This window comes from Xanthomonas sp. CFBP 7698, assembly GCF_003600855.1.
GTDB lineage: Bacteria > Pseudomonadota > Gammaproteobacteria > Xanthomonadales > Xanthomonadaceae > Xanthomonas > Xanthomonas cannabis.
Genome location: NZ_PRDN01000002.1, coordinates 44,347 through 62,832, shown reverse-complemented (window position 1 = coordinate 62,832; position 18,486 = coordinate 44,347). Strand labels below are relative to the sequence as shown.

Below are 18,486 nucleotides of genomic sequence, written 5' to 3'. Positions count from 1 at the left end.
ATGTCCTTCAATTTCCGAATCGGCCAGGGCTACGACGTACATGCGTTCGGCGATGGCGATCACGTGATGCTCGGCGGTGTGCGCGTGGCGCACAGCCAGGGCGTTCTGGCGCATAGCGATGGCGATGTGGTGCTGCATGCGCTGTGCGATGCCATGCTGGGCGCGTTGGCGCTGGGCGATATCGGCGTGCATTTCCCGCCCTCCGACGCGCGTTGGAAGGACGCTGACAGCGCGCAGTTCCTGCAGCATTGCGATCAGTCGCTGCGCGAGCGCGGCTGGCGCGTGGGCAACGCGGACATCACGGTGATCTGCGAGCGGCCCAAGGTCGGCCCGCATGCACTGGCGATGCGCGAACGCATCGCCGGGCTGCTGGCGATCGAGCTGGATGCGGTCAGCGTCAAGGCCACCACCAGCGAAAAGCTCGGCTTCACCGGTCGCAGCGAAGGCATCGCGGCGCAGGCGGCGGTGCTGCTGGGCAAGATCGCCGTCTAGACGCGCTCCTGCATGCCGCGCATCGGCATGCGTCCTCACATTCCGCGCCGAGAGCTCGGCACACCGCGCGCGATGGGTCGGCGCAAAGGCGAACACCACCATGAGCGAAACCTCCCAGCTTCCACGCGCACACGGGCCTGCAGTGCTGAGCGCGGCAATGCGCAGCACCCCGGAAGACTTCCAGGTCGACGAGTTACCATCGTTCGAGCCATCCGGCGAAGGCGAACACTTGCTGCTCACCATTCGCAAGCGCGGCCAGAACACCGCCTACGTCGCCAAGCAACTGGCGCACTGGGCAGGGATCGCCGAGATGGGCGTCAGCTATGCCGGCCTGAAGGATCGCCATGCGGTGACCACCCAGCGCTTCAGCGTGCATCTGCCAAAACGCATCGCGCCGGATCTGGCAACGCTCGACGATGCGCAGATGCAGGTGGTCGAAAGCACATGGCATCACCGCAAGCTGCAGCGCGGCGCGCTGCTCGGGAACCGCTTCGTGCTGACATTGCGACAGGTGCAAGGTGAGCGCGAGGCCATCGAACGACGTCTGCAGGCGATTGCGGCGCGTGGCATTCCCAACTGGTTCGGCGAGCAGCGCTTCGGCCGCGACGGCGGCAATGTCGCCTCCGCGCTGGCGATGTTCGGCTACACGCAGGATGCCGACGGCACATTGGCCCTGGCTCCGAAGCGACGCCTGCGCAACGATCAACGCTCGATCCTGCTGTCGGCCGCGCGTTCGTCGCTGTTCAATCGCGTGCTGGGCGCACGTGTGGAGCAGAGCAGTTGGGATATCGGCCTGGACGGCGAGGCGTGGATGCTCGACGGCTCGCGCAGCGTGTTTGGTCCGGAGCCGTGGAGCGAGGTGCTGACCGAACGGCTGGCGCGGTTCGATATCCATCCCAGCGGCCCGTTGTGGGGCGCGGGCGAACTGCGCTCGACCGGGCAGGCTGCAGCGGTGGAGCAGGGCGCGCTGTCAGATCCACAGTCGGAAATCTTGCGTCAGGGCCTTGAAGCGGCAGGATTGAAGCAGGAGCGCCGCGCACTGCGGTTGCGTCCGCAAGGCCTGGATTACCGCTGGCCGGAAGCGCAGACCCTGCAGGTGGAATTCGCACTGCCGCCGGGCTGCTACGCCACCGCGGTGCTTTGGGAATTGGGAGAGGTCAGCGACGCCGGCCGTGCCGCGCCGCAGCTGCATACCGACGCCTGACCGTCGTTTTCGGAGGAACGGCCCCGGCCGCGACAGGCATTCCTCCGGCGCTCCGCGCGGCAAGACCGCTCGTACGCGGCCTCAGCAGGTTGCGGCTACTTCCGCGCCAGCAACACCAGCAAGGCCCCGGTGCCACCCTGGGTGGGTGGCGCCGAATGAAACGCCAGCACATCGTTGCGCTGGCGCAGCAGGCGGTCCATCAGGTTCTTCAGCACCGGCGTGCCGTTGTCCGACTGCAGGCCCTTGCCGTGGATGATGCGCACGCAGCCATGTTCGTGCGCATGCGCCTCGAGCAGGAACTGGCGGAGCAACGCCTCGGCCTGCGCTGCGGTGGCGCCATGCAGATCCAGTTCGTCCTGCACCGAAAACTGGCCGCGCTTGAGTCGCTGGAACAGGCGGGCCGGAAGCGTGTCGCGGCGGTAGCTGGCAGTGTCGCCCGCCTCCAGCGGCCCGCTGTCGCGCAGCAGGCGAGCAAATTCCGAGTGCGCGTCGGCCTCGTCGCGCTCGGCCATGCGCGCGCGGGGTTTCGGTCGCGGCTTGGCGTTGGCCGGCGGCGCGACCTCGCGGATCGGCTTGACCGCGCCGATCGCCGCGCGAAACAGCGCAGCGTCGTCTTCGTCTTCAGGGTGCGACATGGCAACAGCGTAACCGTTCCAACCTCAGACGTACGCGAAGATCAAGCGCGAAGCCCAGGGACGCATCCGGTATCATGGCCCGGTTTTCCGAGGAGTCCCATGCGCGTACTGGTTAGCAACGACGACGGTGTCGACGCCCCCGGCATCCAGGTATTGGCCGAGGCGCTGCGCCATGCCGGTCATGAAGTGATGGTGGTCGCGCCCGACCGCGACCGCTCCGGCGCCAGCAATTCGCTGACCCTGGATGTACCCATCCGCACCCGCCGCATCGATGCGCAGACCTGCGCGGTGGCCGGTACCCCGACCGACTGCGTGCATCTGGCCCTGACCGGGATGCTGGATTACGACCCGGACATCGTGGTGTCGGGCATCAACAACTCGGCCAATCTGGGCGACGACGTGATCTATTCGGGCACCGTCTCCGCCGCGATGGAAGGCCGGTTCCTCGGCCTGCCTGCAGTTGCGGTGTCCTTGGTCACCCACAACCACCAGGCGCACAACTATGCGACCGCCGCGCGCGCTGCGGTGGAAATCGTCGCTCGCCTGAAGGCCGACCCGTTGCCCGCCGACACCATCCTCAACGTCAACGTGCCGGATCTGCCCTGGTCGGATGTGCTTGGTTTCGAGGTCACCCGGTTGGGCAACCGTCACCGGTCCGAGCCCTGCGTGGAGCAGCGCGATCCGCGCGGCCGTACCGTGTACTGGATCGGCCCGGCCGGTCCCGAGCAGGATGCCGGCGCCGGCACCGATTTTCATGCGGTGCGTACCGGGCATATCTCGATCACGCCGATCCACGTCGATCTCACCCGCTACCAGGCGCTGGACACCGTGGCTGGCTGGGTGGGCGGATTGACCGCTGCGCTGGATGGACCGGCATGACGCCGAGGCTGCGCCTGCAACCGGAATCGGTGGGCATCGGCATGACCTCGCAGCGCGTGCGCGACCGCCTGGTCGAGCGCCTGCGCGAGGCCGGCATCCAGGACGAGGCCACGCTCAACGCCATGCGTACCGTGCCGCGGCATCTGTTCATCGATGAAGCGCTGGCCTCGCGCGCCTATGAAGACACCGCGCTGCCGATCGGCCATGGCCAGACCATCTCCCAGCCCTGGGTAGTGGCGCGCATGACCGAGGCGGTGCTGCAGGTGGCGCCGACCAAGGTGCTCGAAGTGGGCACCGGCTCCGGCTACCAGGGTGCGATCCTCGCGGCGCTGGGCCTGGAGGTCTACACGGTCGAGCGCATCGGCGACCTGCTGCGGCAGGCGCGCAAGCGCTTCCGCCATCTGGGCATGAACGTGCGCAGCAAACATGACGATGGCCGCATCGGCTGGCCCGAGCATGGCCCGTACGACGCCATCGTGGTCACTGCCGCTGCGCCGGCATTGGTCGATGCCTTGGTCGATCAGCTGGCGGTCGGCGGGCGTCTGGTCGCACCGGTGGGCGGTGCGTCCTCGCAGTCGCTGGTGCAACTCACCCGTGATGCCGACGGTGCCATCGCACAACAGGTTCTGGCCCCGGTCACGTTCGTCCCGCTGTTGTCGGGCATGCTGGATTGACCCCATGAGAGTTCCTCGATGAAGATTTTCGGGCCGTTGTACGACGTGGCCATCCGTTGGTCGCGCCACCGCCGCGCTCCTGCGCTGCTGACCGGCCTCAGTTTCGTGGAAGGCTTCATCTTTCCGGTGCCGCCGGAGGTGATGTTGGCGCCGATGTCGCTGGCCGAGCCCAAGCGCGCGCTGTGGTTCGCCACGCTTAGCCTGATCGGCTCGCTCAGTGGCGCGCTGGTGGGCTATCTGCTCGGCCACTTCGCCTTCGCCGCGCTGCAGCCGCTGATTGAATGGCTGGGCTGGAGCGCAAAGATTCAGGCGCAGATCGAAACCCTGCGCGCGCTGGTGGCCGAGTCGCCGTGGAAGGCATTCTGGACCCTGGTACTGGTCGGCTTCACGCCGATCCCGCTGAAGATCTTTACTTGGGCTTCGGGCGTGGTCGGCGTGCCGATCCTGCCGTTCATCGCCAGCATGCTGGTCGGTCGCGGCAAGCGCGTGTATCTGGTCGCCGGCGCGATCCGGCTGGGCGGTGCGCGCGCCGAAGCCGCGCTGCATCGCTGGATCGAGCCGCTGGGCTGGGTGGCGATGGCCGTGCTGGCGGTGGGAGCAGGGTGGCTGGTGTGGAAGACAACCAACGGATGAGCAAGTTGCAGATGAATTCGGTACGTAAGACAGCAGTCCTGCTCCTGGTGACGGCCGGGCTTGCCGCCTGCAGCAGCGCCACGGTGGTGCGATCGCCGGGAGCCGGCGGTGGTTCGTCGTCCGCACGTCCATCTGCGGCGCCGCGTCCGTCGGTGCCGCGCCCCGGTGCAACGGTGACCGTCCAGCGTGGCGACACCCTGTATGCCATCTCGCGCCGCACCAACATCACCGCGCCGGATCTGGCTGCGTGGAACGGCCTGTCCTCGCCCAACACGATCTATCCCGGCCAGACCCTCAAGCTGTATCCGCCAGGTGCCAGCAAGCCCGGCAGCAGCAGCGCCCCGGTTGCCGGCACCGTGGTCCCGCCACGGCCGGCGGCCCCGGTCGCCGCACCGGTCAGCAGCGGGTTTCCGTGGCGCTGGCCGGCCGACGGCGTGGTGGTCGGCACCTTTGTCACCGGCGAAACCACCAAGCAGGGCGTGGACATCGCCGGTGCCAGCGGCCAGGCCGTGCGTGCTGCTGCCGATGGCGTCGTGGTGTATTCCGGCGCCGGCCTGGTCGGTTACGGCGAGTTGATCATCATCAAGCACAACGACCAGTGGCTGTCGGCTTACGGCCACAACCGCAAGCGCCTGCTCAACGAGGGCCAGAGCGTCAAGGCCGGCCAGCAGATCGCCGAAATGGGCCGCAGCGGCGCCGCCCGCGACATGCTGCACTTCGAGATCCGCTACAACGGCAAGCCGGTGGATCCGTTGCTGTATCTGCCGAAGAAGTGAATTGGGAGTAGGGAATAGGGAATCGCAACAGCGTTTGGCTGGGGCTTCGTCGGGGTAGTTTTGACGGCCGGCAACTACCGCATCTGAGAATTGGTCGAACGTTTGTTTGACAGTAAAAGCCTAGCCTGGCCCGCTGTTTCCGATTCCCGATTCCCGATTCCCGATTCCCGATTCCCGATTAGCCCGGCAACACCATCGCCAACGCCACCCGGCGGCCTTCGCTGGCCAGCACGTTATAGGTGCGCGCGGCGGCGGCGTTGGTCATCGCTTCCAGCCCGATGCCGCGGGTCAGGCAGGCGGCCAGCACCTGCGCGTCGGGGAAGCGTTGCTGATCGCCGGTGCCCAGCAGGATCACGGCGGGGTTCATTGCCAGCACCGCCTCCATGTGGCTGACCTGTAGCTGCGCCAGGTCCTGTACCGGCCAGCGCTCCACCAGCGCATCGGGCATCAGGATGAAGCTCTGCTGCAGGATCTGGTCGTTGACCTTGGCATGGCGGCCATCGGCCGCGCGCAGCGCATAGGCGTAATCGGGATGTTCCTGGCTCAGGGGCATAACGAACTCGTCTGGCTCAGCCGCGCGGCAGCACGATCTGGCGCTTTTCCTTGCTGGGGCGATACAGGATGGCAACGTGGCCGATCCGCTGCACCAGGGCACTGCCGGTCTGCCCGACCAGCTCGGCGATCAATGCATCGCGCGTCTCACGATCCTCGGAGGCGACCTTCACCTTGATCAGTTCATGCCGCTCGAGCACTTCCTCGAGTTCGGCCAGAAATGCCGGTGTGACCCCTTTGCCGCCAGTCTGCAGCAGTGCTTTGAGATCGTGGGCCTGGCCGCGCAGGAAACGGTTCTGGGCGGAGGTGAGAACAATGGACATGCAGGATCGAAGGGAAGCAAAGGGTGTTCAGGGTATCATGGCGACCCGTTCGGACCCCTTTGCCAATGCCTTCCCGCAGTAAAAGCAGCCAGCGCTGGCTCAAGGAACACTTCGCCGACCCTTACGTGAAGAAGGCCCAGGCCGAAGGCATGCGCTCGCGCGCGGCCTACAAGCTGGAAGAGCTGCTGCAGCGCGACCGGCTGCTCAAGCCGGGCATGGTTGTGGTCGATCTGGGCGCCGCGCCCGGCGGCTGGTCGCAGCAGGTGCGCAAGTCCATGGGCGACAGCGGCCGGGTGCTGGCGCTGGACATCCTGGATATGCCGGCGCTGGCCGGGGTGGACTTCCTTCACGGCGACTTCAGGGAGCAGGCCGTCCTATCGCAATTCGAAGCGATGTTGGGCGATGTGCCGGTGGACCTTGTTCTGTCCGACATGGCCCCCAATAAGAGTGGCATGGATGCGGTCGACCAACCGCGGATGATGCACCTGGCGGAACTGGCGATGGACTTTGCCGACACCCACCTCAAACCGGGCGGGGCGTTCCTGATCAAGCTGTTCCAGGGTGTGGGGTCCGACGACTACATTCGCGAGCTTCGCCGCCGCTATGACAAGGTGACGATCCGCAAGCCGGCGGCCTCGCGCAAGCGCTCCCCGGAAGTTTATGCGCTCGGTCAGGGCAAGCGTGTCCAGATCAAGTAAGCTGCCAATGACCACCGTATTTCAAGCATAAGAGTAGAGGGCACCGGAGCCAATGAGGATGAACGACTTGACCAAGAATCTGCTGCTGTGGGTGGTCGTCGCAGTTGTGCTGATGGTTGTCTTCCAGAGCTTCTCGCCGCGGATGGCGGGTGGCGTCGGTGCCGACTCGATCACCTACACCCAGTTTCTGAAAGAAGTTGACTCCGGGCGCGTCAAGTCGGTGGACTACACCGACGAGACCAATCTCGCCGTCAATGCGATCCGCTTCAAGCGCACCGACGGCAGCGAAGCCACCGTGTACGGTCCGCGCGACGACAAGCTGGTCGACGTGCTCTACAGCAAGAACATTGAAATGACCCGTCAGAAGCCGTCCACCGGGCCGGGCTTCTGGTCGCTGGTGCTCAATTTCCTGCCGGTCATTCTCATCATCGGCTTCTGGCTGTTCATCATGCGCCAGATGCAGGGCGGCGGTGGTGGTGCCAAGGGCGCGATGAGCTTCGGCAAGTCGCGCGCCAAGCTGCAGGGCGAAGACCAGATCAAGATCACCTTTGCCGACGTTGCCGGTTGCGACGAAGCCAAGGAAGAGGTCGGCGAGCTGGTGGACTTCCTGCGCGACCCGACCAAGTTCACCAAGCTGGGCGGCAAGATTCCGCGTGGCGTGCTGATGGTGGGCCCGCCGGGTACCGGCAAGACGCTGCTTGCCAAGGCGATTGCCGGCGAGGCCAAGGTGCCGTTCTTCAGCATCTCCGGCTCCGATTTTGTCGAAATGTTCGTCGGCGTCGGCGCCAGCCGCGTGCGCGACATGTTCGAGCAGGCCAAGAAGCACGCGCCGTGCATCATCTTCATCGACGAAATCGATGCAGTGGGCCGTCATCGCGGTGCTGGCCTGGGTGGCGGCCACGACGAGCGCGAGCAGACCTTGAACCAGTTGCTGGTCGAGATGGATGGCTTCGAGGGCGGCGAAGGCGTCATCGTGATCGCGGCCACCAACCGCCCCGACGTGCTGGACCCGGCGCTGCTGCGCCCGGGCCGCTTCGACCGCCAGGTCGTGGTCGGTTTGCCGGACGTCAAGGGTCGCGAGCAGATCCTGCGCGTGCACATGCGCAAGCTGCCGCTGGCCGACGACGTGGTGCCGATGGTCATCGCACGCGGCACCCCGGGGTTCTCCGGCGCCGATCTGGCCAACCTGTGCAACGAAGCGGCGCTGTTTGCCGCGCGCGGCAGCGAGAAGGAAGTCCGTATGGACCACTTCGACCGTGCCCGCGACAAGATCCTGATGGGCGCCGAACGTCGTTCGATGGCCATGAGCGAAGACGAAAAGACGCTCACCGCGTATCACGAGGCGGGCCACGCCATCGTCGGGCGCCTGGTGCCGGAGCACGACCCGGTCTACAAGGTCACGATCATTCCGCGCGGCCGCGCACTCGGCGTGACCATGTATCTGCCGGAAGGCGACCGTTACTCGATGAACCGTGTCGCCATCGAATCGCAGCTGTGCTCGCTGTACGGCGGTCGCGTTGCCGAAGAGCTGATTTTCGGCGGCGATAAGGTCACCACCGGTGCGTCCAACGACATCGAGCGGGCCACCAAGATGGCGCGCAACATGGTCACCAAGTGGGGCCTGTCCGACGAGCTTGGCCCGGTGGCCTACGGCGAGGAAGAGGACGAGGTATTCCTGGGTCGTTCGGTGACGCAGCACAAGAACGTCTCCGACGAGACCGCGCGCAAGATCGATGAAGTTGTGCGTTCGATCCTGGACAAGGCCTACAGCAAGACCAAGACCATCCTCACCGAGAATCTGGACAAGCTGCATGCCATGTCGCAGTTGCTGCTGCAGTACGAGACCATCGACGTGCCGCAGATCGACGCCATCATGGAAGGCCGCGAGCCGCCGCCGCCGGCCGGTTGGGGCAAGTCCGACAAGGACGGTGGCAACAACAACGACAAGGGCAGCCCGCGTCCGTTGCCACCGATCGCCGGACCCGCCGAGCAGATCTAAGCCAGTCAAACGCCGATCTGCAGATGCATCCATCAAGGCCGGGAAGCGATTCCCGGCCTTGATGCGTTATCAGGCTGCATCAAGGCCCATGTGCGAGCGATCGCAGCCACCCCAGGAGACACCGCCCGATGTTCGATACCGCCCTCAAACTGGATTGCGCCGGCCGCAGCCTGCGACTGGATGCGCCGCAGGTGATGGGGATCGTCAATGTCACGCCCGACTCGTTCTCCGACGGCGGCCAGCATGCGACCTGCGAAGCGGCAATCGCGCATGGGCTGTTGCTGGTGGAACAGGGCGCTGCGGTGCTGGATATCGGCGGCGAATCCACCCGCCCGGGTGCTACAGCGGTGTCGGTGGAAGAGGAGCTGCAGCGGGTGATTCCGGTGATCGAGGCGCTGGCGCAGCGCTCCGGCGTGCCGATCAGCGTGGACACCTTCAAACCGGAGGTCATGCGCGCAGCAGTCGCGGCCGGCGCCGGCATGATCAACGACGTCCATGCGTTGCGTTCGCCCGGAGCATTGGAAGCGGCCTCGGACCTGCGCGTCCCTGTGGTGCTGATGCATGCGCGCAGCGCGCCACATGCGATGCAGGACGCGCCGCACTATGACGATGTGGTCGGTGAGGTGCACCGGTTTCTGGCCGAACGCATCTTCGCCGCCGAGATGGCCGGCATCGACAAGCGCCGGCTGATCCTGGACCCGGGTTTCGGCTTCGACAAGACCACCACGCATAACCTCACCTTGCTGGCGCAGCTACAGCGACTGCAGGAATTCGGCCTGCCGGTGCTGGCGGGGCTGTCGCGCAAGCGCAGCATCGGCGAGTTGACCGGGCGCGAGATCGCCGCCGAACGCATCCACGGCTCGGTGGCGGCACATCTGATCGCCGCACAGCACGGTGCGCTGCTGCTGCGCGTGCACGATGTGGCGGCGACCGTGGATGCGTTGAAGGTGTGGAGCGCAATGGCGGCCATTCCCGTCCCGCGCGTCATTGCACCGGCCGCGCCGACGATCCGTTGGCCGGACGAGGACTGATGCCTGCCGACCGACGCCCGCTCGCGATTGCCCTGATGGGCCCTACTGCCAGCGGCAAGACTGCGCTGGCGCTGGAAGCTGCACAGTGCTGGGATGGGGAGATCGTCAGCGTCGATTCGGCCCTGGTGTACCGCGGGCTGGACATCGGCGCGGCCAAGCCCGATGCCGGCATGCGGGCAGCGGTGCCGCATCACCTGATCGATCTGCGTGATCCCTGGCAGGTCTATTCGGCCGCCGAATTTGCCGCCGATGCGCGCAAGGCGATCGACGACATCGTGGCGCGCGGCAAGTTGCCGATTCTCGCCGGTGGCACCGGGCTGTATTTCCGTGCGTTGCTGGAAGGCCTGTCGCAATTGCCCGAGGCCGACCCGGCGGTGCGCGCGTCCATCGCGGCCGAGGCCGAGCAGCTTGGTTGGGCCGGCTTGCACGCGCAGCTGGCACACGTGGACCCGGTTGCGGCGGCACGCATCCACGCCACCGACCCGCAGCGGATCCAGCGGGCGCTGGAGGTCTACCGCGTCAGCGGGCGGCCCATCAGTTATTGGCAGGCGCTACCGCCGGGTCCGCGGCTGCCGGTTCGGGTGCTGAAGGTGGTGCTGGCGCCATGCGAGCGTGCGGTGCTGCATGCACGCATCGAACACCGCCTGGACGCGATGCTGGCGCAGGATTTTCTGGCAGAGGTGCGGCAGCTGCGGGCGTTACCACAGATGCAGGCGGTGGCCGCACCGCTGGATCTGCCCGCAGTGCGCGCGGTGGGCTATCGCCAGGCCTGGGAGTATCTGGATGGGGCCGGCAGCCTGGCCGAGTTCCGTGACAAGGCGGTGCAGGCGACCCGACAGCTCGCCAAGCGGCAGCTCACCTGGCTACGTGGCGAGCTCGACGCGCGCTGGTTCGACCCGGAGCGTGATCGACATCAATTGGATGACGCACTTGTCGGCTTCCTCGCTCATCGTCCCGCTGTGCAGTCGCCTTCAGGCGTGTAACATCCCGTTTCCGGGGCCGGCTGGGGATGGCGGGTGTCGACCGGGACAATAAGAACAAGAACGACGAGGAGTTTTCGATGGCTAAGGGGCAATCTTTACAGGATCCATTCCTCAATGCGCTGCGGCGCGAGCGAGTGCCGGTTTCTGTGTATCTGGTCAACGGCATCAAGCTGCAGGGCACGATCGAATCGTTCGATCAATTCGTGGTCCTGTTGCGCAACACGGTGAGTCAGATGGTCTACAAGCACGCCATCTCCACGGTCGTGCCGGCGCGCAATGTGCGCGTGGGGCCGGGTGGTGGGTACGTGCAATCCAATGAAGGTAATCAAGCGGAAGATGACGACGTCGAGCAGTAATGGAGTAGTGCGTGTTTGATCGCTCACGCAAGGGTGAACACGCGCTGTTGATTCAGACCCATTCCGGTGGGCCTGCCGAGGACGATGTGCTGGAGGAGTTCGCCGACCTTGCAAAGTCGGCGGGCGCCACGGTGGCGGCAACGCTCACCGCGCGCATCGACAAACCCAGCCCGTCGACCTTGATCGGCAGTGGCAAGCTGGAAGAGGTCAAGGCGGCGGCCGAGGCCACCGGCGCGGATCTGGTGCTGGTCAACCACACCTTGTCGCCCGGCCAGGAGCGCAACCTGGAGCGCTACCTGGAGCGGCGGGTGATCGACCGCACCGGGCTGATCCTGGATATCTTCGCGCAGCGTGCGCGCAGCCACGAAGGCAAGCTGCAGGTGGAGCTGGCGCAGCTGCGCCACATGGCCACCCGGCTGGTGCGCGGCTGGACCCACCTTGAGCGCCAGCGCGGTGGTGCGATCGGCCTGCGTGGCCCCGGCGAAACCCAGCTGGAAACCGACCGCCGCCTGCTGCAGAAGCGCGTGGAGCAGTTGCAGAAGCGGCTGGAAAAGGTCGAGGTGCAGCGCAATCAGATGCGCCGCGCGCGTCTGCGCAGCGAATTGCCGCGCATCGCACTGGTGGGCTACACCAATGCCGGCAAGTCGACGCTGTTCAATGCCCTGACCGGCGCCGACGCCTACGCGGCCGACCAGTTGTTCGCGACCCTGGACCCCACCGTGCGCCGCATTGCGTTGCCGGGCGGCAGTGCGATCCTGGCCGATACGGTCGGCTTCGTGCGCGATCTGCCGCATGAACTGGTGGCTGCGTTCCGCTCGACCCTGTCGGAGGCGCGCGAGGCCGATCTGCTGCTGCATATCGTCGATGCGGCCGACCCGCTGCGCGAAGAGCGCATCCTGCAGGTCGACGAAGTGCTGCATGCCGTGGGTGCGGGCGATCTGCCGCAGCTGCTGGTGTTCAACAAGATCGACAGGATCGACGGCGCCGAAGTGCGCCACGACGCGCAGGACGGGATTCCCGACCCGGCGCGCCGCGAGCGCGTGTGGATCTCCGCGCGCGACGGCCGCGGTCTGGAAGAGCTGCAGCACGCGCTCGGCCAACGCCTGGATCTGCGTCATGTGACCGGGCAACTGCGGCTGCCGCCGTCGGCCGGCCGCCTGCGTTCCAAGCTGCACCAGCTGGAAGTGGTCCGCGGCGAGCAGGCTGACGAGGACGGCTGGTTGCTCGACGTCGACCTGCCGATGGTCGAAGCCGAGCGGCTTGCCGCAGGCGACGATGGCGCGCCGCTGCGCGCGATGCTGCCGGACCGCCGGGAAGACTGGGAAACCTAGGTCCTTCGTGTACGGCGGCCTGCGCAAGCCGCCTTGCCAGGTCATCGCCCGTGCGCTGATGGGCGAGCTGCGCACCAGTCTCCGCCGGCGCGGCTGCGGATCACCCGTGGTGGGCTGCAGCGGCGGTGCAAGCTGGAGCAGGGCGGTCTGGAAAGGATTGGCGTGGCGGCGGCGGATGGACGTCATATCGCCGCAGCGGCAGCGCAGTGAGCGAGCGCCGTTGTGCACGCCATGCCCTCGCTTCCGCTGCCAGGCAACACAGTGCGACTGAATCGCGGCTACGCCGCCGGGGCCGGCGCGCCGGGCCAGCCGCAGACAGGGGCGGCGAATTGGGCTAAAACGTCCGCTGCCTTCCTTCATCGCCGTGCCCATGTCCTTGTCCGCCGATTCCGAGTTGCAGCAGCTGGCCGAAACCCTGGGTCAGCAACTGCTTGCTGCGCGCGAGCGACTGGTCACGGCCGAGAGCTGCACCGGCGGCTGGATCGCCAAGGCAGTGACCGATGTTGCCGGCTCGTCGCACTGGTTCGATTGCGGCATGGCCGCCTACAGCTACGAGGCCAAGCAGGCCTTGCTGGGCGTGCGACCGCAGACGCTGGAAGTGCACGGTGCGGTCAGCCGCGAAACCGTGATCGAAATGGTCTCCGGCGCGCTGGTCAACTCCGGTGCAAGCATCGCAGTCGCGGTGACCGGCATCGCCGGGCCGGGCGGCGGTAGCGACGACAAGCCGGTCGGCACGGTGTGGATCGGCTGGAAGCGGCGCGGCGGCTACGCCACGGCGCAGCTGTTCCAGTTCGCTGGCGATCGCGATGCGGTACGGCGCCAGACCGTGGTGGCCGCGTTGCGTGGGCTGAGTGCACTGCTTTGATTCTGCGGGCGGGCATCTCGCGCGGCGGATCGCCGGCATTTCGATTTTAGTGTGAGCGTGGGCACTGCCGTTCTCCATTGCCGATGAGTCCTGCCGCTGGCGGCGCATGGCTTGCATGCATCCTGCGTGCGGCCCGCGTTCGTCGGGCGCTCCGCGCATTCCGCTGGTGGCACGCGACAGGGCGTCGAACCCGGTAAGGTGGCACCGCGCGCATAGCTGCGGTACTGGCTGCAGGCAGCGCACGCGATCTCGTCGGGGGACACTCATGGATATGCAACGGCACCACCGCACCGTGCTGGCGCTTGCCCTGTTGGCAGCGCTGCCCGCACAGCCTCTCTCGGCGCAGACCGCGCCTGATGAGCCGGCGACCCTGGCTGCGCTCAAGGTGACCGCGCAAAAGCGCGAGGAATCGCTGCAGGATGTGCCGGTGGTCGTGTCGGTCTTGCCCGAACAACTGCTGCAGGACAGCGGCGTGCACGACATCAAGGAACTGCAGGTGCTGGTGCCGGGCTTGATCGTGACCAGCAGCCAGAGCGCAGCGCAGACCACTGCACGCATCCGCGGCATCGGCACGGTGGGCGACAACGCAGGGCTCGAATCTTCGGTCGGCGTGGTCATCGACGGGGTGGCGCGTGCACGCAATGGCGTGAGCTTCGCCGACCTGGGCGAGCTGGAACGCATCGAAGTGCTGAAAGGACCGCAGGGCACCGTCTTCGGCAAGAACACCTCTGCCGGCGTCATCAACGTGGTCACACGTCGCCCCAGTTTCACCCGCAGTGCCGATGCCGAGATCACCGCGGGCAATTACGGTGCGCTCGGCGTGGCGGGCGCGTTCAACGACGCGCTGGGCGAGACCAGTGCGTTGCGCGTATATGCAGCCAGACGTCGTCGCGATGGCTTCGACCAGGTGGTGACCGGGGCCGGCCCACGTACCGCAACCGATGATGGCGACCAGAATTTGCGTACTGCGCGGGTGCAGTGGTTGTGGGAGCCCAGCGATGATCTGGACATCAATCTTGCCGCCGATGCCACCAGCCGCAAGGAAAACTGCTGCGTCACCGTGACCACCGAGCGTGGTCCCACCGCCGCCCTGATCGACGCGCTGGCGCCTGGCGGTCAGGGCACCAGCCCGCGTGCGGAGCCGCAACGCAGGCGCGCCTACAGCAACCGCAGCACGGCGCAGGACATCCGTGACAAGGGCGTGTCGGCGCAGGTCGACTGGACCACGCCCTGGCTGAACGATGCAGTGCTGACCTCGATCACCGCACTGCGCGACTGGAAGTCGGTCAACGGCCTGGATTTCGACTATGGCGCTGCCGATATCCTCTACCGCCAGGCGCGCGAGAACGAGATGCTCACCAAGTTCAGGACCTTCAGCCAGGAAATGCGCCTGGCTGGGTCCACCGAGCGCGTCGACTGGCTGGTCGGCGCGTTTTATGCCGACGAAACCCTGCACCGTAACGAGTCCTACCGGTTTGGCAGCGCCTACGAGCCCTACCTATCCAGCGTGCTGCTTGCACGCATCAATCCGGCATTGGCAGCACGCCCCGACGCAACGCGTTTTCTCGCAGATACGACCGGCCTGCCCGCCGGCAGCCTGTTTCGCGGGCAGGGCAGCCAGGACCGGTTTCGGCAGGACGGCACCAGCGCCGCGTTGTTCACCAACAACACCTGGCATGCCACCGATGCGCTGGATGTGGTGGTCGGCCTGCGCTACACCTACGAGCACAAGGCCTTGCGCTCGGCGTTTGAAAACCCCGATGGGAGCCCGGCCTGCGCGAGTTATTTTGCCGCCGACGGGCAGGTGAATCCGGCCGCGTTGCGGCGCATCGGCGCTGCGCTCGTCTCGCGCGGCGTGCCCGCAGCTGCAGTGCCTTCCATTGCGCCGCAGGTCATCGGCTTCAGCTGTCTGCCCTGGACCAATATCGCGCACGCCGGCCGCCTGACCGAACAGCGCCGCACCGAACGCGAGTGGTCCGGCACCGCCAAGCTGGCGTATCGCTGGAACGCATCACTGATGACCTACGCGTCGGCGGCGCGCGGCTACAAGGCCGGTGGTTTCAATCTCGACCGCGTGCAATCTTCCGACGGCCTGTCCAGCGGCGTGCAAGGCATCCTGCCGGTAGACGACACCTCGTTTCCGGGCGAATTCGTCGACAGCTACGAACTCGGCGCCAAGACCACCTGGCTCGGCGGCAACCTGCTGGTGAACGCAGCGCTGTTCTACCAGGACTTCAGCGACTTCCAGCTCAACAATTTTCTCGGCACCAGTTTCGTGGTTCGCGCCATTCCCACCGTGGTGTCGCGCGGCATCGATACCGAAGTGCTCTGGCAGGGCGCCTTGCCCGGGCTGATGGTGCAGGGCGGGCTCAGCTATGCAGACACCACCTATGGCGATGATGTGTTGCCCGATGCAGAGCTGGCGTTGCTGCCCGGCAGCCGAGCGAGCTTTGCACCGCGCTGGTCGGCCAACCTGTCGGTGACCTACGAGCATGCGTTGGGCAACCGCTTGACCGGTCGCGCCAACGTCGGAGCCAAATACAGCTCCGAGTACAACGCCGGCTCCGATCTGGATCCGCAAAAAGCGCAACCCGGTTACACCTTGCTCAATGCGCGGGTGGGCATCGGTGCAGACGACAAGCGTTGGCTGCTGGAAGCCTGGGCGGAGAATCTGGGCAACGAAACCTATCGACAGATCGTCATCGATACACCGTTGCAGGCCGGCTCCTGGAACGCGTTCCTGGGCGCGCCGCGGACCTATGGGGTGACCTTGCGGCTGCGTTATTGAGCGCATCGCAACACCGCGCCACTGCCCGCACGCGGTAGTCGGTGCACACGCGCAGTCCTGCCTGCCCGGAGCGACAGCAGGCCGCTGTGTTGCCGTCGAGCGGGCGCGGGCGCGGCCCCGAATGGGCCGAACCGGTTGCATCCGGCGGTCTGCGCTGTCCAGATCCGCCTGGCTGCTGCCTGCCGCGGTTTGTGAGTCGCGCCAAACCTGGCTCGGCCAAAGACGCGACAGCGTCGCCGAGATCGGCTACAAACAGGGTCTGCCTGCCGACCTGCGTGCCGATGTTGCTGCTGCTTTCCACTGCCGTTCCTGATGCGTGGCCGTCCGTTTTTTCTGGCGGCTGTGCCGCCGCTGCGGTGTGTTCTGCTGCGTTGCACGCACGCGGATGCAGCGGCCGTTCCGTTGTCGCCCTGCAGGCATGCGTTTCTGACGCGCGCTGCGTGCGTCCAGCGCCGGCGGAGACATGCTGGCGATGGCATCCAGCGCAGGCGAATAGACCGGATGCCCGCAGGTCGCCTGCACCGCCGCCGTTCCGCGCGCACGGTTACGCAGGCCGCTACATGCAGGCGGTGCACTGATGTGGGAAGCGCTGGGCACCGTCCGTGACCTCGGGCGTCTGCAGGAAATCGCCGCGGTCCTGATCCGGTATGGCTTCGGCGATGTGGTGCGCCGGATCGGACTGGCCGATGTGCTCGAACGTGCCGGCCGGTTGCTGCACTGGAACAACGCCGAAGGTCGCTTGCGCATGTCTGCGGCGGTGCGCGTACGGCGCGCACTGGAAGAACTCGGGCCCACCTTCGTCAAGCTAGGCCAGGTGCTGGCCACGCGCGTGGACCTGTTGCCGCCGGAGTGGATCGACGAGCTGAGCGAGCTGCAGAACGCGGTGCCCGCATTGCCGTTCGAGCAGGTCCGCCCCCAGCTGGTGGCCGCGCTGGGCGCCGAACCGGACACCGTCTTCGCGCGCCTGGACGAACACCCGCTGGCCGCCGCATCGCTGGCGCAGACCCACCGCGCCTGGTTGGCCGATGGCACGCCGGTGGTGTTGAAGATCCGTCGCCCCGGCATCGGCGACACCATCGATGCGGATCTGCGCCTGCTCGCGCGACTGGCCGATATCGTCGAGACACGCGCACCGGATCTCAAGCGCTATCGCCCGACCGAAGTGGTGCAGCAGTTCACCGTGTCACTGCGGCGCGAGCTCGACTTCGCCGCCGAGTGCCGTAATGCCGAGCGCATCGCCGCCAACTTCGCGCACGACCCGCAGGTGGTGGTACCGGCGGTGTACTGGCAGTGGACCTGCGAGTCGCTCAATGTGCAGGAATTCATCGACGGCATCCCCGGGCGCGACCTGCAGGCGGTCGATGCGGCGGGACTGGACCGCCGTGCGCTGGCGCGGGCCGGCGCCGGCATCGTGCTCAAGATGGTGCTGCAGCACGGCTGCTTCCACGCCGACCCGCATCCGGGCAACATTTTCTACCTGCGCGATGGCCGGATCGCGGTCATCGATTTCGGCATGGTCGGGCGGGTGTCCGAGCAGCGTCGGTTTCAGGTCGCACAGCTGCTGCATGGCATGGTCAGCTACGACGCCGACGCGGTCATCGACGTGTTACTGGAGTGGGCAGGGACCAGTCTGGATATCGACGAGGCGCGTTTGCAGCAGGACATCGGAGCCTTCGTCGACGAGTACCGCGGCGTGCCGCTCAAGGAGTTGCGCATCGGCGCGATGCTGGGCGACGTCACCGCGATCCTGCGAGATCATGGCCTGACGCTGCCGTCGGATCTAGCGCTGATGATCAAGGCCTTCCTCACCCTCGAAGGCATGGGGCGCCAGCTCGACCCGGACTTCGACATGGCCACCGAAGCGCGGCCCTATCTGGAGCGTGTGGTGTTGCAGCGTTATGCACCACGCGCCATGTTGCGGCGCAGCCGTCGCACCGTGACTGGCGCGATCGACCTGATCGGTGATCTCCCGCGCGATCTCAAGCGGCTGATCCAGGCCGCGCGGCGCGGCAAGCTGCAGTTGCAGGTGGAAACGCGCGCCTTGCGCGAGTTCGGCGACCAGGTCGACCGCGCTGCCAATCGCCTCACCATGGGCATCGTCACCGCCGCGCTGGTGATCGGCTCGTCGATCGTCATGAACAGCGTCGGCGGTAGCGCCAGCCGCTGGCTGCTCGGGCTGGGCGTCGGTGGGTTCATCGGTGCCGGCCTGTGCGGCATCTGGATCCTGTTCTCGATCTGGCGCAGCCGGCGATAGCAGAGCCGGTCAT

Annotated in this window: 18 protein-coding genes; 15 read left to right on the top strand and 3 right to left on the bottom strand. The window is 66.5% G+C overall.

The window, feature by feature from the left end; all coding sequences use genetic code 11:
- Together ispF and truD are read left to right on the top strand one after the other, a co-directional pair.
- Positions 1–492, top strand: coding sequence for a 2-C-methyl-D-erythritol 2,4-cyclodiphosphate synthase (gene ispF, locus XnspCFBP7698_RS08035; RefSeq protein ID WP_123137355.1), 492 nt, complete (start codon positions 1–3; stop codon positions 490–492).
- A gap of 100 nt (positions 493–592) precedes the next feature.
- Complete coding sequence (gene truD / locus XnspCFBP7698_RS08030) at positions 593–1,696, top strand: tRNA pseudouridine(13) synthase TruD (RefSeq protein WP_104580122.1); 1,104 nt, start codon at positions 593–595, stop codon at positions 1,694–1,696.
- A 95-nt stretch (positions 1,697–1,791) separates the two neighbouring features.
- Here truD and XnspCFBP7698_RS08025 read toward each other — a convergent pair whose 3' ends face one another.
- Positions 1,792–2,331 carry a Smr/MutS family protein gene (locus XnspCFBP7698_RS08025; protein WP_104580123.1) on the bottom strand — a complete coding sequence of 180 codons (540 nt, stop codon included), beginning with the start codon at positions 2,329–2,331 and terminating at the stop codon, positions 1,792–1,794.
- A gap of 99 nt (positions 2,332–2,430) precedes the next feature.
- On the opposite strand from XnspCFBP7698_RS08025, the gene surE reads away from it, so the two are divergent.
- The 4 genes from surE to XnspCFBP7698_RS08005 are packed head-to-tail and all read left to right on the top strand — an operon-like array spanning position 2,431 to position 5,293.
- Positions 2,431–3,210 (top strand): 5'/3'-nucleotidase SurE, encoded by a 780-nt coding sequence (surE, locus tag XnspCFBP7698_RS08020; protein WP_104580124.1) that lies wholly within the window; start codon positions 2,431–2,433, stop codon positions 3,208–3,210.
- Positions 3,207–3,884 carry a protein-L-isoaspartate(D-aspartate) O-methyltransferase gene (locus XnspCFBP7698_RS08015; RefSeq protein ID WP_047694086.1) on the top strand — a complete coding sequence of 226 codons (678 nt, stop codon included), beginning with the start codon at positions 3,207–3,209 and terminating at the stop codon, positions 3,882–3,884. Before surE ends, XnspCFBP7698_RS08015 begins: the two co-directional genes overlap by 4 nt.
- An 18-nt stretch (positions 3,885–3,902) precedes the next feature.
- Positions 3,903–4,517: a YqaA family protein gene (locus XnspCFBP7698_RS08010; protein WP_104580125.1), complete on the top strand. Its 615-nt coding sequence runs from the start codon at positions 3,903–3,905 to the stop codon at positions 4,515–4,517.
- Positions 4,514–5,293 carry a peptidoglycan DD-metalloendopeptidase family protein gene (locus XnspCFBP7698_RS08005; protein ID WP_199680118.1) on the top strand — a complete coding sequence of 260 codons (780 nt, stop codon included), beginning with the start codon at positions 4,514–4,516 and terminating at the stop codon, positions 5,291–5,293. Before XnspCFBP7698_RS08010 ends, XnspCFBP7698_RS08005 begins: the two co-directional genes overlap by 4 nt.
- Positions 5,294–5,471: 178 nt before the next feature.
- Here the strand turns inward: XnspCFBP7698_RS08005 and XnspCFBP7698_RS08000 are convergent, their stop codons facing one another.
- Both XnspCFBP7698_RS08000 and yhbY read right to left on the bottom strand, forming a co-directional pair.
- The gene (locus XnspCFBP7698_RS08000) at positions 5,472–5,846 is read right to left on the bottom strand and encodes an Mth938-like domain-containing protein (protein ID WP_104580127.1); all 375 of its coding nucleotides are present in this window, start codon (positions 5,844–5,846) and stop codon (positions 5,472–5,474) included.
- A 16-nt stretch (positions 5,847–5,862) separates the two neighbouring features.
- Positions 5,863–6,168, bottom strand: coding sequence for a ribosome assembly RNA-binding protein YhbY (gene yhbY / locus XnspCFBP7698_RS07995; protein ID WP_055844291.1), 306 nt, complete (start codon positions 6,166–6,168; stop codon positions 5,863–5,865).
- A gap of 65 nt (positions 6,169–6,233) precedes the next feature.
- Between yhbY and rlmE the strand changes: the two genes are divergently transcribed.
- From rlmE to ubiB, 9 genes are all read left to right on the top strand, one after another.
- Positions 6,234–6,866 (top strand): 23S rRNA (uridine(2552)-2'-O)-methyltransferase RlmE, encoded by a 633-nt coding sequence (rlmE, locus tag XnspCFBP7698_RS07990; protein WP_047694093.1) that lies wholly within the window; start codon positions 6,234–6,236, stop codon positions 6,864–6,866.
- Between the two features lie 58 nt (positions 6,867–6,924).
- A complete protein-coding gene (gene ftsH, locus XnspCFBP7698_RS07985) occupies positions 6,925–8,865 on the top strand; it encodes an ATP-dependent zinc metalloprotease FtsH (protein WP_047694095.1) in 1,941 nt (646 codons plus the stop codon).
- A gap of 128 nt (positions 8,866–8,993) precedes the next feature.
- The gene (folP, locus tag XnspCFBP7698_RS07980) at positions 8,994–9,896 is read left to right on the top strand and encodes a dihydropteroate synthase (protein WP_104580128.1); all 903 of its coding nucleotides are present in this window, start codon (positions 8,994–8,996) and stop codon (positions 9,894–9,896) included.
- Entirely contained in the window at positions 9,896–10,879 is a 984-nt protein-coding gene (gene miaA / locus XnspCFBP7698_RS07975; protein ID WP_104580129.1) for a tRNA (adenosine(37)-N6)-dimethylallyltransferase MiaA, read from the top strand. The genes folP and miaA overlap by 1 nt, the downstream gene beginning before the upstream one ends.
- Before the next feature lie 77 nt (positions 10,880–10,956).
- Positions 10,957–11,235, top strand: coding sequence for an RNA chaperone Hfq (gene hfq, locus XnspCFBP7698_RS07970; protein WP_005915027.1), 279 nt, complete (start codon positions 10,957–10,959; stop codon positions 11,233–11,235).
- Between the two features lie 11 nt (positions 11,236–11,246).
- Positions 11,247–12,566, top strand: a complete 1,320-nt coding sequence (hflX, locus tag XnspCFBP7698_RS07965; RefSeq protein WP_104580130.1) for a ribosome rescue GTPase HflX — start codon at positions 11,247–11,249, stop codon at positions 12,564–12,566.
- 370 nt (positions 12,567–12,936) lie between these two features.
- On the top strand, positions 12,937–13,431 hold the full coding sequence (locus tag XnspCFBP7698_RS07960) for a CinA family protein (RefSeq protein WP_039404219.1): 495 nt from the start codon (positions 12,937–12,939) through the stop codon (positions 13,429–13,431).
- Between the two features lie 265 nt (positions 13,432–13,696).
- Positions 13,697–16,219: a TonB-dependent receptor gene (locus XnspCFBP7698_RS07955; protein WP_104580131.1), complete on the top strand. Its 2,523-nt coding sequence runs from the start codon at positions 13,697–13,699 to the stop codon at positions 16,217–16,219.
- 577 nt (positions 16,220–16,796) lie between these two features.
- Entirely contained in the window at positions 16,797–18,473 is a 1,677-nt protein-coding gene (gene ubiB, locus XnspCFBP7698_RS07950; RefSeq protein WP_047694107.1) for a 2-polyprenylphenol 6-hydroxylase, read from the top strand.
- The last annotated feature ends 13 nt before the right edge of the window (positions 18,474–18,486 follow it).